The organism is Bacillus sp. LK2 (assembly GCF_001043575.1).
GTDB classification, from domain to species: Bacteria; Bacillota; Bacilli; order Bacillales; family Bacillaceae_G; genus Bacillus_A; species Bacillus_A paramycoides.
On the sequence record NZ_LDUK01000017.1, the window covers coordinates 109019 to 123162 of the forward strand.

General features: G+C 33.5%; 13 protein-coding genes and 2 pseudogenes. 2 read left to right on the plus strand and 13 right to left on the minus strand.

The features are described 5' to 3' along the window. Nucleotides 1-272 precede the first annotated feature (272 nt). From VK90_RS12680 to VK90_RS12695, 4 genes are all read right to left on the minus strand, one after another. Nucleotides 273-839, minus strand: coding sequence for an SGNH/GDSL hydrolase family protein (locus VK90_RS12680; RefSeq protein WP_048373195.1), 567 nt, complete (start codon nucleotides 837-839; stop codon nucleotides 273-275). Nucleotides 840-854: 15 nt separating this feature from the next. Next, the gene (locus tag VK90_RS12685) at nucleotides 855-1679 is read right to left on the minus strand and encodes an MBL fold metallo-hydrolase (protein ID WP_048373196.1); all 825 of its coding nucleotides are present in this window, start codon (nucleotides 1677-1679) and stop codon (nucleotides 855-857) included. A gap of 79 nt (nucleotides 1680-1758) precedes the next feature. Then, a complete protein-coding gene (locus VK90_RS12690; RefSeq protein WP_048373197.1) occupies nucleotides 1759-2595 on the minus strand; it encodes a phosphotransferase in 837 nt (278 codons plus the stop codon). A gap of 187 nt (nucleotides 2596-2782) precedes the next feature. Beyond that, complete coding sequence (locus VK90_RS12695) at nucleotides 2783-3532, minus strand: Nif3-like dinuclear metal center hexameric protein (RefSeq protein ID WP_048373198.1); 750 nt, start codon at nucleotides 3530-3532, stop codon at nucleotides 2783-2785. An 84-nt stretch (nucleotides 3533-3616) separates the two neighbouring features. Between VK90_RS12695 and VK90_RS12700 the strand changes: the two genes are divergently transcribed. Next, nucleotides 3617-3826: a hypothetical protein gene (locus tag VK90_RS12700; protein ID WP_025149224.1), complete on the plus strand. Its 210-nt coding sequence runs from the start codon at nucleotides 3617-3619 to the stop codon at nucleotides 3824-3826. Nucleotides 3827-3857: 31 nt separating this feature from the next. On the opposite strand, the gene VK90_RS12705 is transcribed toward VK90_RS12700, so the two are convergent. From VK90_RS12705 to VK90_RS12720, 5 genes and pseudogenes are all read right to left on the minus strand, one after another. Further along, nucleotides 3858-4757, minus strand: a complete 900-nt coding sequence (locus tag VK90_RS12705; protein WP_048373199.1) for a PhzF family phenazine biosynthesis isomerase — start codon at nucleotides 4755-4757, stop codon at nucleotides 3858-3860. 65 nt (nucleotides 4758-4822) lie between these two features. Further along, a pseudogene (locus VK90_RS29845) lies at nucleotides 4823-4894 on the minus strand (SDR family NAD(P)-dependent oxidoreductase); the annotation flags it as partial. Then, a complete protein-coding gene (locus VK90_RS12710) occupies nucleotides 4891-5454 on the minus strand; it encodes a GNAT family N-acetyltransferase (protein WP_048373200.1) in 564 nt (187 codons plus the stop codon). The pseudogene VK90_RS29845 and the gene VK90_RS12710, both read right to left, overlap by 4 nt. 144 nt (nucleotides 5455-5598) lie before the next feature. Continuing rightward, entirely contained in the window at nucleotides 5599-7101 is a 1503-nt protein-coding gene (locus tag VK90_RS12715; RefSeq protein ID WP_048373201.1) for a class I adenylate-forming enzyme family protein, read from the minus strand. A gap of 134 nt (nucleotides 7102-7235) precedes the next feature. Further along, nucleotides 7236-7769 (minus strand): NAD(P)H-dependent oxidoreductase, encoded by a 534-nt coding sequence (locus tag VK90_RS12720; RefSeq protein ID WP_048373203.1) that lies wholly within the window; start codon nucleotides 7767-7769, stop codon nucleotides 7236-7238. Between the two features lie 124 nt (nucleotides 7770-7893). Here VK90_RS12720 and VK90_RS12725 point away from each other — a divergent pair, with 124 nt between their 5' ends. Beyond that, nucleotides 7894-8217, plus strand: a complete 324-nt coding sequence (locus VK90_RS12725; protein WP_048373205.1) for a winged helix-turn-helix transcriptional regulator — start codon at nucleotides 7894-7896, stop codon at nucleotides 8215-8217. A gap of 288 nt (nucleotides 8218-8505) precedes the next feature. Here VK90_RS12725 and VK90_RS29850 read toward each other — a convergent pair whose 3' ends face one another. The 4 genes and pseudogenes from VK90_RS29850 to VK90_RS12745 form a co-directional block, all read right to left on the minus strand. Further along, nucleotides 8506-9306 (minus strand): hypothetical protein, encoded by an 801-nt coding sequence (locus VK90_RS29850; protein ID WP_048373206.1) that lies wholly within the window; start codon nucleotides 9304-9306, stop codon nucleotides 8506-8508. A 577-nt stretch (nucleotides 9307-9883) separates the two neighbouring features. Continuing rightward, nucleotides 9884-10159, minus strand: a complete 276-nt coding sequence (locus VK90_RS12735; RefSeq protein ID WP_048373208.1) for an ArsR/SmtB family transcription factor — start codon at nucleotides 10157-10159, stop codon at nucleotides 9884-9886. 263 nt (nucleotides 10160-10422) lie between these two features. Further along, nucleotides 10423-13773 carry a glycosyltransferase gene (locus tag VK90_RS12740; RefSeq protein WP_048373209.1) on the minus strand — a complete coding sequence of 1117 codons (3351 nt, stop codon included), beginning with the start codon at nucleotides 13771-13773 and terminating at the stop codon, nucleotides 10423-10425. 173 nt (nucleotides 13774-13946) lie between these two features. Further along, nucleotides 13947-14144, minus strand: a pseudogene (locus VK90_RS12745) (hypothetical protein); the annotation flags it as partial.

The following is a 14144-nucleotide window of genomic DNA, read 5'->3' on the forward strand; positions in this document are numbered from 1 at the left end:
ATTTTTTGGGATTATCAAACTCTATATTGTTTTCTTCTTACCGGTGCTATTATGAATTATATTTAGCACTTTAAAAATGTATGTACTTAAAGTGCTATAGGTACTAAACATTTGGTACAGGAATTGTCTACTTCCTTGATTAATTAAAATATATTAAGTTGTTTGCATTTTTGCAGTGCTACAATGCTAGTACTGCTACTTTACAAGTCGCATACATTGGTAAAATTCATTATAAGAAATACAAAAAAAGCAAAGCGCCCACGCTTTGCTTCTTACAGAATCCCTTTTAACTTTTTACAAATTAACTTCGCTAAATATTCATAACCTTGTGGTCCAAAGTGTAAACCGTCTTTTTCATCATCTTCTACAAATCTTTTATAATGCTGTTCTTGAATCATTTCAGCATACAAATTTAAAAAATGACCTCCTGTTTCTTTCGCCACTTCCTCAACCACGTCTGCATATTGGCCGAGTACTTCATTCGTTCTATAATGTTGCCTTGCTTCATCAACTGGCGCAGGACTAATAAGTAATACTTTTTCTGGTGAAATCGCGCTTACAATCTTCTCTAAGTTTTCTTTATATGCTTGTAATGGCACTTGAGCAAAAGAAACTGCATCATTCGTACCAAGAAAAACTGTAACAAAGTCTGGTTTATGCGATAATACATCCTCTTCAATCCTATTTAACGCATCGAACGTATTATCACCTGAAACACCTGCATTAAGCACCTTCAAATGCGGAAACCTCTCTTGCAAACGTGGTGTTAATCTCGGCGTTCCATCAAAAAATGTTTCATCAGCTGTAATACTATCACCAAAACATACTAACGTTTTCATTAATCTAGCACTCCTTTACGTATGAAATAGCTTTCCTTCTATCGCTTTAATATATCTTTCCGCAGAACGTTCAACTGCCTCATTTGCATTTTCTTTTACTACTCGGTGAAAAGCATTATATAGACGATTAAATTGTAACGATTTCACTCGATTCGCCATTTCCTCAACTTTTCTCGCTGGTAATGGAATTAAGTTTGGATAGCTATACATAAAGCTTACCCACTGCTGATCCGCTACAACTTGAATGATATCACCTGTTAATATAATACCTTTCCCATCATTTCCTTCTTCCCAATGTAATACAGAACCACCACTAAAATGTCCTCCGAGACGATGCACAGTAATCCCATCCGCTAATTGTAAAGACTCGCCAGACCAATAAATAATACGACTACTCGGGCGCATAACCCACTCTTTATCGTCTTCATGTATATAAATTGGTACATCAAATGTTTCTGCCCATTCTACTTGAGTTGAATAATAATGCGGATGAGATAGTGCAATCGCATCTAATCCGCCCCACTCTTTTATCTTTTCAACTGTCGTTTCATCTAAATAAGTAATACAATCCCACAGTAAACGATACGATTCCGTTTTTACTACATATCCCGTTTGACCGATCGCAAATTCTGGTTTTGTCGTAATACTATAAAGTCCATTTTCTTCCTCGATGATTTCATTTTTATATGTATCACTAGTTTGCAAGTTTTCTAAAGTCGTCCAAGACTGCCCTTTCGGATTAATATATTGTCTCTCCTCATCACAAATAAGACAACTTACTGGTTCTTCCACACTCGCTGCATACTGAACGCCACACGTTGTACAAACAAAATTTTTCATAGTTATTCTCCTATCTCTATATTTTTACTAAGCCGATATTTGTTGATAGTTTTTTGCTTTTTTATTTTCAATTGATAAGCTAAATCTCATTCATCCAATAACGCCAAGCTACTAAGTAATCTTCTAAATCTTTTGGGTGGTGTCTTATACACGTATCTATACGTAAATATAAGCCTATGACTATTTCCTCATATAAATCTCGTTCTTTTTTATGAAATATACATGGTTTTATCGCATAACCAATCGCTTCTTTTGTTAAATCTTCCGGAGTTGAACAGAACGCGTAAATTAAATCGTATATAGGATCTCCTAAGACTGGTAAAGGATCTATCACACCATATAACTTATTATCCCGAAATATAAAGTTATGGAATCCAAGATCACCATGTACTAAAAACGGCCTATCCATTCCAGTACTTCTTTTTGGACTATTTACAAGTGTAAGAACAAGCTGATTTTCTTCATCACTTATGTACTGCCTCAATTTTTCACGAACTTCCATTACATTTGTTAATAAAAATTCTGTCCAAGATTGAACCGGACTATCTTTCCATCCCCATCCATCTACCTCTGGAACTATTTCATACGTATTAATTACTTCTTTTACAAGTGTACAAAGTGTGCTCCTCTTATACCCAAGTTCGCACGAAGTAGTCCCTACAAGAAAGGAATACACAATATATCTGTTTAAAGGATCCTTAAACAAAAGTGTTGAAAATAAAGTATTTCCATCATAAAAAGAAAGAAAATCAGCTTCTTCACGTACCACTTCCGATTTATTCAACTTTACAACGTATTTTTCGTCCAACAAATATACAGTACTTGTCGTTCCCCCGTTCAACACTTTAATACTTTTCGGATAATATGAAATAATCTTCTCATTAACTAGTTGTTCAGCGATTATTGAAATGTCCATTTCTCCCACCCTTAATTCCGAAGATTCCCTCAATTCAAAAGACACCCCTACTATTATTTGACAAATTTAAAGAAAAACCTCCTAAAATCTTAATATAACAAAGATTGATTTTTATTTTATTAAGACTGCCTCTTTCAATATTTCATCACATAATTCATTCCATTTATGATAATGCGATGCTATTTCTTTACTCCAAATGCTCTTCATTTAATCTAGTAATTTCAATTGTAGAATCTCTTCCTTTTAATTTACGAGCTAAACTTTCTACACCAAATACTTCTGTAAACGTATGACTACCTACAATTAAATTAATCCCCTTAAATTTCGCATGTTGCACTGTATATAATGTTTTTTCTCCTGTTATGTACGTATCACAACCTTTTGCTAGTGCACGCTCAATAAGATTTGTATTGTTCCCTGCACCCGTTAAAATCGCAATTCGTTTCACTGGTCTATCGTGATTTTCCCAACTCTTCACACTCTCTTCCATTCTCTCTTCAAGTTTTTCAACTAAGTTTGAAAATAGAATCGCTTCTTCATATTCTCCTATTCCCGGTAGCTCTTCCTCCTCATACGTGGAATATTCCAGTATTGTATCTATCCCAATTTCTTTAAACAACGACGTACACGTGCCAAACTTTACGAAATCTAACGGCAAATGAATCCAAAAATGATTCATTTCATATTGTTTTAGTTTCTCAATACAAGCCTCTTCCATACCGAATAAAAAGCTCCACGATGCATGATGTGTAAGTATCATATCGACACCATTTCTGTATGCTTCTTCAATTGTTTCTAGCGTCAAATTTGTTGTGTAACCTATTTTGTGAAATTCCGCTTTACTTATGTGAGTAAAACCATACTCATCATCACCGTATTTATTAAGGTGTTCTTGAAAAAGGGATGTAATATGTTCATTAAACTGCGTTATATTCATTTTCATTTCTCCTTTCATTTACTTTTATATTTCATAAATAAGGAAATACTAAATAACAACGTTACATACATATAGGAGGACATTATGAAACCAGAATTTTTAAAAGCTATACATGAAGCCATTGGAAATGTCGAACATATTCATATAGAAGAAAGTGGTGCAGATAGTTTACTCATTCACCATGATGATGCACAGCAATTAAAACAAGTCGCTGAAACATTAGAAAATAACAATTTCCGCTCTACTATAAGAACAACTGGAGACGCTTCGTATATTGAAGTGTTGAACAGATAAGGAAGCCGGCTATACGACCGGCTTTTCTCTTTTAAATTGAAACTTCAAACTCCTTCACATACACAGCAGTTCCAGCAATATCTATTTGTAACTTCTCATTTTCTACATCTTTCGTTACATAAACCGTTACACGACCATCTTTATTTATTTCCTGTCCTTGCTCAACGATTAACTCCAATTCATGGTCAAAATCTTTCTCCAAATACGTCGCATAATACGCTCCCATTACACCTGAAGCCGTTCCTGTCACTGGATCTTCAATCGTTCCAGAATAAGGTGATGAAAAATGACGACCGTGCATTTTTGCTTCTGCATCATATGTTTCTATGCAAAGTGGATGAATAGAGACATTTGGTATTTCTTTTAATACCGATGGAAATTCATCATTATTAGGTTTCATCCTCTCACATGAATCAAGATTTTTAATAGGTACAATTAAAGTCCAATTACCTGTACTTCCATAAATAATTGGTAACCTTGCATCTAAATCATGAACTTTCAAACCAATACAATGAGCTAATTCTTCTTTTGAACCTGTAAAGTTCTGAAACTGAGGTGTTGCCTGCCTCATTTTAATAATAGTTTCTCCATTTCCATTCACACCTATATGTATTGGTAAAATTCCAGCTCTTGTTTCAATCGTAAGATTTGTTTTCTCTTCTAATAAACCTCTTTCATGCAAGGCATATATAGTCCCCACTGTCCCATGTCCACATAAATCCATTTCATGACCAGGGGTAAAATAGCGAATCTTTATATCTGCTTCTTCTGAGGAAAGAACAAACGATGTTTCGTTAAATCCAACTTTTTCAGCAATACGCTGCATTTCCTCTTCAGTTAACCCATCCGCTTCCAATACAATACCTGCGGGATTTCCCATATTTGGTTTATTAGTAAATGCATCGTAATGAAATATGTTTATGTTTTTCATTTTCTTATCCTCTAATCTTCTTTAAAAATTTTATAATATAATTCAATTTCATTTTTGATGGAACAACCATTTTTCAGAAATACTTTTACTAACTGTAACCCTAATCCACGATTTCCACCTGTAATAAGGACTCTCATATATCCATCTCCTTATTTTTATAATAAATAAGAAAATCTGCCCACTTACCATTTTCAAGAGAAAAAGCCTTTCTCTTACATTCAAAGGAAAATCCTGCTCTTTCTGCAAGACGAACGGATGGCTCATTATCAACATTTATATGTAATTCGACTCTATGAAATTGAAGACTATTAAAAAATAACGGTAGTGCAGCTTTTACACTTTCTACTCCGTATCCATTTTTCCAATATTGATTATGAATAGAGTACCCCATCATTGCCCATTGATAGTCCATACGTAAAATTTTAATGAGCTCTAGCTTTCCAATATTCGCTCCATCTTCTTTTCGGAATATACCTAATACATACATTTCATCTCGATGTGCCGCTTCATCAAAACCTCTTATCCATTCCGTAAACCATTCTTTCGTTGAAGACGACATATCATGATAGCCATCATCATATTTATGTTGAGATGGTAACCTCTTATTGAATCCATCTAACCAACTTTCATAATCCTCTTTTTGAAATGGACGAATAATAAGTCTCTCTGTCTCTACTTGTAATAGTGGCAGCTTCATTTATATCTCTTCCCTCAATTATTGATTGAATATTCTTTATTATCTTACACAAAATACAAAATCTAGTAAATTATTATGTTCTTTATAAACAAAAATCCAGTTATGCTTTGTACATAACTGGATTCCTCATCGTTTAATCATTTTTTATTTTACAAGTACAATTCCTCTTAATTCCCTCTTCAACACTTTCCCTAAAGCGTTTTTCGGTAATTCGTCCATAAATACAACTTCTGGTATTTTATAGTTTGCTAGTTTTCTTTTACAATGTTGAATAATTTCTTCTTCTGTTAAAGATGTTTTAATGTCTTTTACAGTGTAAGCTGTTGGAATCTCCCCCCAAAAGTCATTTGGGACTCCAACTACTGCAACTTCTAGAACACCATTTATTTCATGAATTACATCTTCTACTTGATCTGGATATACATTGTCACCACCGTGCACGATAACATCTTTATATCTTCCCATAATATGTAGGAATCCATCATCATCTATCATGCCGGCATCACCCATGTTAAACCAATTATCTTTCACTACCTTCTCTGTCGCCTTTTCGTTGTTCCAATATCCTTTAAACATGTAAGGGCTCCTTACGTGGATCTCTCCAACTTCATTCGTTGCTAGTTCATCACCCGTTTCTGGATGAACAATTTTTAACTCTACATGTTTAAGTGTTTTCCCTACAGAAGACATTTTTTCTTTTCCCATATTTGGATGCCATGAGGTTACTACCCAACCTTCTGTACTACCATAGCCTTGCACCATATATATTCCTTTTTCCATATATTTTTGAATGAGCGTTTCTGGTACTTTTGTACCACCGCTTTGTGCTACTTTCAAAGTCGAAATGTTACGCTCTTTTTTATTAAGTTCATCAAGCATATAACTATAAACAGCTGGGAACGCAAGCATCGTAGTAATTTTCTCTTCTTCAATCTTATCCCAAATAAGAGTAGGATTCGAATCAGCTAAGAAGATCATCGTAATGCCATGATAAATACAATTTAAAATAGAAAGCACGCCACTCATATGAAACAATGGGTGCACTGATAAAAAGCGTTCACCTGCTGGAATTTCTCTTTGCCCCGCAATCTCGGTAAAATAGCGATGTAAGTTTTTATGACCAATTACGCAGGCTTTTGCACTTCCAGTCGTTCCTGAAGTAAATAAGAAAATAGCATCATCGTCTTCATGAACTGCCACGTTCGGTTCTGTTATTGGCTGTTCTTGTAGTTTTAATTCAAAAGCACCGAAACCTTCTTTTGTTGTTTCAATTACATTAGGAATTTCTTTAACTGCATCAACCTTTAATACAACTTCACTAAATTCATCATCAATAACTAATACTTTTAATCTCGCTTCTTTTACAATCGATTCTAATTCATAAGCAGTAAGCTGATGATTAAGCGGAATAAATACCGCTCCAATTTTTAAACTTGCCATCATAATTGTTGGAAGCGGGTGATTGTTTTTACATAAAACTCCTATGCGATCCCCTTTTTGCACACCGCTATGTAACAAGTAATGCGCAAGTTGATTTACTCGTTCATTATATTGTTGAAACGAATATCTTTTCTCCCCCCCAACAAGCGCTTCTAAATTTGGTGATTGCATGGATCTTTTTTGTAATAATTGCTGCATCGTTCTCAAGTAAAACTCCCCTTTATATATGTTAGGTTTTTTATTTTACCATATTAACTATTAATTCACTAAAGATTACACTTAGTTAATATAAAGCGAATAAAAAATAGCCATCTACTTAACAAGTAAATGGCTATTTCCCCTTATATATTAGAATACTCCTTATTCATCACATATCGCACATACTCCGGTGCACTTTTATTAATCTCTTTATCACTTAGTTTATATTCCGCACCATATAAATAAAATGATGGTATAAATTCCATTCCTGTATATAAGCACGTAGCGTGAAATGGTTTCGTCAACTCATCCATCGTAATTCCGCTATTTTTATAGTCTTTTTCTAATCCACCTATAGAAATAGCTACACCAAACTCTTTCCCCTTCACTTTATCCCCTTTAGATCCGTAAGCAAATCCATATGTTAATACATCATCGAACCATTTTTTTAATAATGGTGGTGAGCTATACCAGTAGAGCGGAAATTGAAATATATATCGGTCGTGCTCTACTAACAACTTTTGTTCTTCTTCAACATTAAACTCCCAATTTGGTGCCACTTTATACAGTTCATGTACCGTTATTTCATCCGAATATTTCTCAAGTTCTTCTACCCATCTTTTATTAATTCGAGACTTTTCAATATCAGGATGTGCTACAATTACAAGTGTTTTCATATATTTTCTTCCCCCTTATAAATAGTTCAAACCCTTTAGTATTAGTATGAATGAGTCACATATAATTGGAAAGTACGTACTTTCAAGTGCTATAGGAACCTTAAAGTACCTTTGGAGGTGTTATATGAATCAAAATGATGATTGTCCAATCGCAACGACACTCGAAGTAATCGGTGGAAAATGGAAAGTTCATATATTATGTGTTTTGATGGATGGAAAAATGCGAACGAATGAAATAAAACGAGAAATCCCAAACATTACGCAAAAAGTTCTTACACAACAACTTCGGCAACTTGAAGCTGATGGAATTATCCATCGTACTGTATATCAAGAAGTACCACCAAAGGTTGAGTACACAATAAGCGAATATGGAAAATCTTTAATGCAAATTATGGATGAACTATTTGAATGGGGAAAAGATCATCAGATAAAAAGATTAAATGAATAAAAGAACTTTGTTAAATCTTCTATGTCAAGAATTCTTCTAAAATTTTATAATAGGGTACTGTAACATGCCATCAAGCTATAGTTTTAAAGCACCCCCCAAATGGATATTTTGTAATTTTATAGCACCAAGGTTTATTTTTATCATTTTTTGGGGTAACTTGTTTTCTTAAGTTGCTGGACATGGGACGTACCCCCACATCTATCAAACTAAGAAGATAGCAACCCCAAAAAATAATTAGAAAGATGAGGTTTTTATAAGGTTTCGTATATACATACTACATTTTCCTCATTAAACGCTCGCTCTACTTTTTCTAATCTCAATTGTGCGTAAGCTATACAGGAGCACCCCTAGACCGAGAATTTTTTCATTATTAGACGCATTAGAACCTAATGTAATAGTAGGTACATTTAGACCCATGAACCTTTCACTCCATTCTATAGGCATATATCCTTGCTTACCGATTGCTAATGTACGTCCATCTATTGTACGGAGAGTGCTTTGAATAAAATCAAACTCGACTTCTACATCTGACAATTTTGTAGATTTATCAGTCATCAAAGTACCACGTATCATAGTAAATCCTTGTATCATTTTTTCTTTAAACATACCCATCTGGTTATAATTCGAATCATAAATTACCCAATCATATCCGTCCACTTCAGTATGAAAATATGCTAGAATTTCCCCGCTACTCGTTTCTAATCCATAAACATCTTTATTATGTAAAAAAGGTATCACTGAAAAAAGAATGTTAGATGAAACCATCTTTGTTCCTGCAATATATCCACCATCAGGATGATACAAACCAAATTGCTTGTTTCGTTTAGGTAATTCTAATACGACAAAAGTATCAACATCCCAAAACGTTGCATTACTTTTCACAGTATTTTTTTGTATCAAATTTCCTTTTCTTAACTGCCAAAATCCAATTCCAAAAAAGATAGAAGAAGCGATAACGATAAAGATAATCTGTCCCCAATTAACACGTCCCCAATCGTCATATACAGCGCATAACGCAAGAATAAAAATACCCGTTCCAATTAACAGTTTAAAATTCCCTTTTCGCTTATAGTAATCAAATAATTCCATTTCTATATCTCCACCCCTTATTTGTGTTCCCTAACTATTAATATATCCAAAACATATAATGCCCTCTATCCAAAAATATGAGTTCCACTTGCCAGGTCATTTGTTACTCCTCATTATCATCAACTTGATGAATTTTATTGCTGCCAATTGAGGTTTCATAAATTTTGTACATACAGAATAGATAGCTTAGTGAACATGAAGGCCATTTTACCAACAAACTAAGGAGAAATGTTATAATATATGTAATAATCAAATAAATATCAAGAATTACGGAAAGTGATGTTTATATTTTATTATTAGTTTGAATGAAAGCAAAATCAATATTTTTGTATTTTAGGGATAATACCATATCGCTATCAAGCTAATATAAAAGATACTCCTTAAAATGAAAAAACGCTATTCTTTCTGTAGAATCATAGGAAAGAATAGCGTTTTTTCATTTTGAAATAGTTTAATTTTGCTAGCTTCACGCTAAGAAAAACAGAAAAACTGTTCAACAGGACGACTGTGCTATTTGCATAATTAGTGCTATGGATAGTTATATAATTTGTTACTTTGAAATCTAGTAAGTCAGCATTTAAACTAAACATGATAATATTGATTTTGTACGATTGTCCGTTACTTCATAATAAATTTCTAATCCTTTCCGAGTACCTGTAATCATTTTAGCAGCTTTTAATTTGGATAAATGTTGACTAATTGTACTTTGGGGCATTTGTAAATCCCCATACATTGTCGTTACATTAGTAGGGCCTTTTGCAAGCATTATTTTTACTAAGGATAAACGGACAGGATGCGCCAATACCTTTAATACTTCAGAGATTTCTTCATACATTTCTTTTGTTTCTTTCATATTTTTTCTCCCCTTTTATATAAACATTAATGATATCCATATATATAATTCGAAAGGATACACGATTTTGTGTCCGTCATTTTAAAAAAAACTATAAAAAAACCTTTAGTCCGAAACTAAAGGGGAGCCTTAGCATAATGTCTCACTATCAATAATCAGTAATGAATAGAAATTTCGTTATGGGAGCAGAAGGTTTTATGTTACATCTACTCTAGATTCAACTAACTAAAATCAATGACAAAGAGAGCAGATAATCTGCTCTCTTATGATGCCTCCTTATGTTCTGGAGAATGCTTAACACTCCCCATTCTCTTTAGTTTATTCCATCCTACCGCTACCCCTCGAATAGATGAGAATACAGATTTAATTACTACATAAGTCATAAATTGACGATAAATAAAGCGCTGTAAAATTAACCATACTAATGGTTTAGGGTTCTCTTTCTCTAATTTAAATGCAAACAGAGAAGCGAGAAGATCCATTAAAAAGAATACAAGATAAAATCCCAAAACTTTTAGCGGATCGCTACTAAATAGTCCCATAATCATTAATATATCTGCTAAAGGAGCAATGAATTGCAGAACATATTGGAACAACCACATATTAGGTAACGCAATAAACCCTAATGTTTTATGTTTTGAATTAAACAATGCTTTTCGATGTTTCCAAAGACATTGGAGTGTACCATACGACCAACGATATCGCTGTTTAATGAGACTTTTCACATCTTCAGGTGACTCCGTAAAAGCATACGCTTTTTCTTCATATACAATTCTATGTCCTTGACGTAAAAATGTAATAGTAAGATCCGTATCTTCTGCCAATGTATCTTCACTTAAATATCCAGATTCAACTACATTCTTTTTACGCCATGCTCCAATGGCTCCAGGAACTACTGTAATACAATTTAACTCATCAAAAGCTCTGCGTTCTAAATTAAATCCTGTAATATACTCAACATGTTGCCAAGTAGTTAACAAATTCCGTCTATTTCCCACTTTGACATTGCCTGAAACTGCCGCTACATTATGATCTTCAAAGTGTCTGATCATTAGAGAAATAGCATCTTGCGCAATAATAGTATCCGCGTCTAAAGTAACAATGATTTCTCCTCGTGATTTTTGAAATCCTAAGTTCATTGCGGATGATTTCCCACCATTTTCTTTCTGAATTAAACGAACTTTAGGGTGTTTATGAAATGTTTCTTGAACTACTTTTGACGTACCATCTTTCGATCCGTCATCCACAACAATAACTTCAAACTCTCTATAATTACTATCCAAAATTGAGCGAATCGTCTTGGCTATTACCTTTTCTTCATTATATGCTGCTATCACAACACTAACAAAAGGTTGATAAGATGAATTAACAAATAGACGAGATTTTATTTTCTTTTGCTGCTTGAATGCAAAATATATTAAAAATAGGAATCGGAAAATACCTAATCCAATAGCAATATAAAAAATAGTTGTTAATATATGCTTAGAATATCCCGCTCCTGAAAAAACAGCTTTATTGTAAAGTAAATATTGCTTATCCTCAGAAGAAACGGGAGGCATAACTTCATCTCGTTCTTTATCCATTAAATCTGAAATTGTTACAAAACTATATCCATGCTTTTTAAGGTCTTTAATAATCATCGGCAGCGCCTCTACCGTATGGGTACGATTCCCTCCTGCATCATGGAGAAGAATAACATTTCCCTCCCCCTTATAAATAGGATTAAGAGCACGCTTTACCAATTCATTGGTTGATGGCATTGCCCAGTCCTCAGGATCAACTTTTTCTGCCACCATTGTATAGTTCATATTTTGTGCACGCAAAATAGGCAATATTTCATTTGATGAATGCGGGTTAGCATCTGCTTCATATGGTGGCCTAAATAAAACCGTAGAATGTCCAGTTATTTCTTGAATCAAGCGTTGTGTCGTATTAAGCTCTACTTTTGTTCGTAGTAAAGACGTATTAGCTACGTTAGGATGCTTGAAGGTATGATTGCCAATTTCATGCCCTTCATCGTATATTCTTTTAACAATACTAGGATTTAGTTGAGCGTTTTCACCAAGTACAAAAAAAGCTGCTTTTATTTTATTCTCTTTTAATATATCTAGAATTTCCGGTGTGTATTCCGGATCTGGTCCATCATCAAATGTTAATACTACTTGTTTTCCATTTGGTTTTCCATAGCGTTGCACTTCGTATACCGATGGTAGTGATTGATATACTTCATCTGTAAGATAACCATTTTTACCTACTTTATAATCTCTCAATCCATTTCGTCTTTCATTCTCAATCTGTAAAATTTCGCCTTGTCCAGAATAATTTACTTCATCTAAACTAGCGATTTTATGTAATGCATCAGGATTATTTTGTACCTCAATAGGATTTTTTAAAACTTTCCATATAGTAGGATCTTCTGCTCCTAGTCTCCATAATGCAAGCCCCTTTGCATTGTTGTTCATTGCGATTTTCACTTGATTATAAAGAGTAACACCATCTAAGAACCAAGCAGTATGTTCTTTCGCTCCTGTTTTATATCTAAAATAAGGGTTTCCACTAATCTTATCCCATTGAATATTTATATTTGAATCATGAGCCATTGTCATAACTTCTGAGAAAGTTAAGGACTTCGCAGGTTCATTGCTATTTACTTCCCAATCATATCCATAGTTACCGAAAGCAACTATAAGTTTCTCAGACGGAATATCTAGTTCATTGAGCGTATGTTCAAACCATTTATTTGAAGCAATTGGTCCTGGTACCCCTGCTCCATAATGCTCATCATACATCATTACAATCATACGATCTATTACTTTGGCTAAAGCACCATAATCAAAAGCTTTATCATTGGCAGGAACATCTTGCGTAACGAGCAAATGATGTTTACGAAAGACCGTAGTAAGGTCTTTCATAAAATTTGTTAAGTTTTCTCTATCGCTTTCAGCTATTGCCTCAAAGTCAATATTAATACCTGAAAATCTATTTTTTTCAACTTGCTTTACTAAATCGTTAATAAACTTTGTCTTTACATGATCTGGAGAATTCAGTAACTTATGAATAAGTTCACTATCAGGACCAGAAGCTTCTTGCGTATAGTTAGTAAGTAAAGGCATAATTTTCACATGATTTTTTTCTGCTAACTTTACAATCTCAGGTTTTATCTCACTACTAATTGTTAAGTCTGCTTTTAAGTGATACCATTCTGGTACTAACATGGTTAATGAATCGATATTTTCTTTTAAAGAAGCAGTACTATTTTCATCCCAGTTTACATAAAAACCATAAACTTCTTTAGGTTGTTTGCTATCGTTCGTTGAATTCACCGAACTTTCATCGTTTTTCATTTCGGTATTAGGTTTGAATTCTTCTTTCTTTAACTGCTGATCGCTGAGTTTTTGATTAATAGGTACAAGTTTAGTATCTTCTTTTACAGTAGGATTCATATTTGGAATTTCTGGTGTTGAAAAAATACTTTGAAAGAAAAAATAAAATACAATACTTATGCTAACTATTGATATACATAGAAACCAACTAAAAGCTATTTTTCTTCTTCCTTTAGGATCATAAAAAACAGGTTTTGATTTATCTTTCTCTTGTTGAATTTTTTTCTCCATTATATCTTTTACATACTCCTTTTAGTCTTATTCTAAGTACAAACGCAAACTATATTAATAGGATATGAAAATAGCTTAATAGGAATATAGAATAATAAATTCCTTTTAGCTTTGAAATGAAACGAATCCCCATCTTCAATATTTTATAGATTCTTCTTTCCATTCCCTTGATGTTATGTGGCAGGAATGTTTTCGTCCTCATTTGCAGACCCGTTATTTTCGTTTATATTACCTTTATTTCCTTGCTGATTCTCATTATTTTCTTGTTTATATCCCCTACCGTTGTTTTCTTGCTGATGTCCATTATTTCCTTGCTGAGATCCTCTTCCGTTGTTCTCTTGCTGGTTTCCATTATTTCCTTGCTGAGATCC

What these genes read in the sequence shown, in the direction of transcription:
- VK90_RS12680 (WP_048373195.1), bottom strand. Translation starts at nt 839, where the DNA reads ATGAAAACGTTAGTATGTTTTGGTGATAGTATTACAGCTGATGAAACA.
- VK90_RS12685 (WP_048373196.1), bottom strand. Translation starts at nt 1,679, where the DNA reads ATGAAAAATTTTGTTTGTACAACGTGTGGCGTTCAGTATGCAGCGAGT.
- VK90_RS12690 (WP_048373197.1), bottom strand. Translation starts at nt 2,595, where the DNA reads ATGGACATTTCAATAATCGCTGAACAACTAGTTAATGAGAAGATTATT.
- VK90_RS12695 (WP_048373198.1), bottom strand. Translation starts at nt 3,532, where the DNA reads ATGAATATAACGCAGTTTAATGAACATATTACATCCCTTTTTCAAGAA.
- VK90_RS12700 (WP_025149224.1), top strand. Translation starts at nt 3,617, where the DNA reads ATGAAACCAGAATTTTTAAAAGCTATACATGAAGCCATTGGAAATGTC.
- VK90_RS12705 (WP_048373199.1), bottom strand. Translation starts at nt 4,757, where the DNA reads ATGAAAAACATAAACATATTTCATTACGATGCATTTACTAATAAACCA.
- VK90_RS12710 (WP_048373200.1), bottom strand. Translation starts at nt 5,454, where the DNA reads ATGAAGCTGCCACTATTACAAGTAGAGACAGAGAGACTTATTATTCGT.
- VK90_RS12720 (WP_048373203.1), bottom strand. Translation starts at nt 7,769, where the DNA reads ATGAAAACACTTGTAATTGTAGCACATCCTGATATTGAAAAGTCTCGA.
- VK90_RS12725 (WP_048373205.1), top strand. Translation starts at nt 7,894, where the DNA reads ATGAATCAAAATGATGATTGTCCAATCGCAACGACACTCGAAGTAATC.
- VK90_RS29850 (WP_048373206.1), bottom strand. Translation starts at nt 9,306, where the DNA reads ATGGAATTATTTGATTACTATAAGCGAAAAGGGAATTTTAAACTGTTA.
- VK90_RS12735 (WP_048373208.1), bottom strand. Translation starts at nt 10,159, where the DNA reads ATGAAAGAAACAAAAGAAATGTATGAAGAAATCTCTGAAGTATTAAAG.
- VK90_RS12740 (WP_048373209.1), bottom strand. Translation starts at nt 13,773, where the DNA reads ATGGAGAAAAAAATTCAACAAGAGAAAGATAAATCAAAACCTGTTTTT.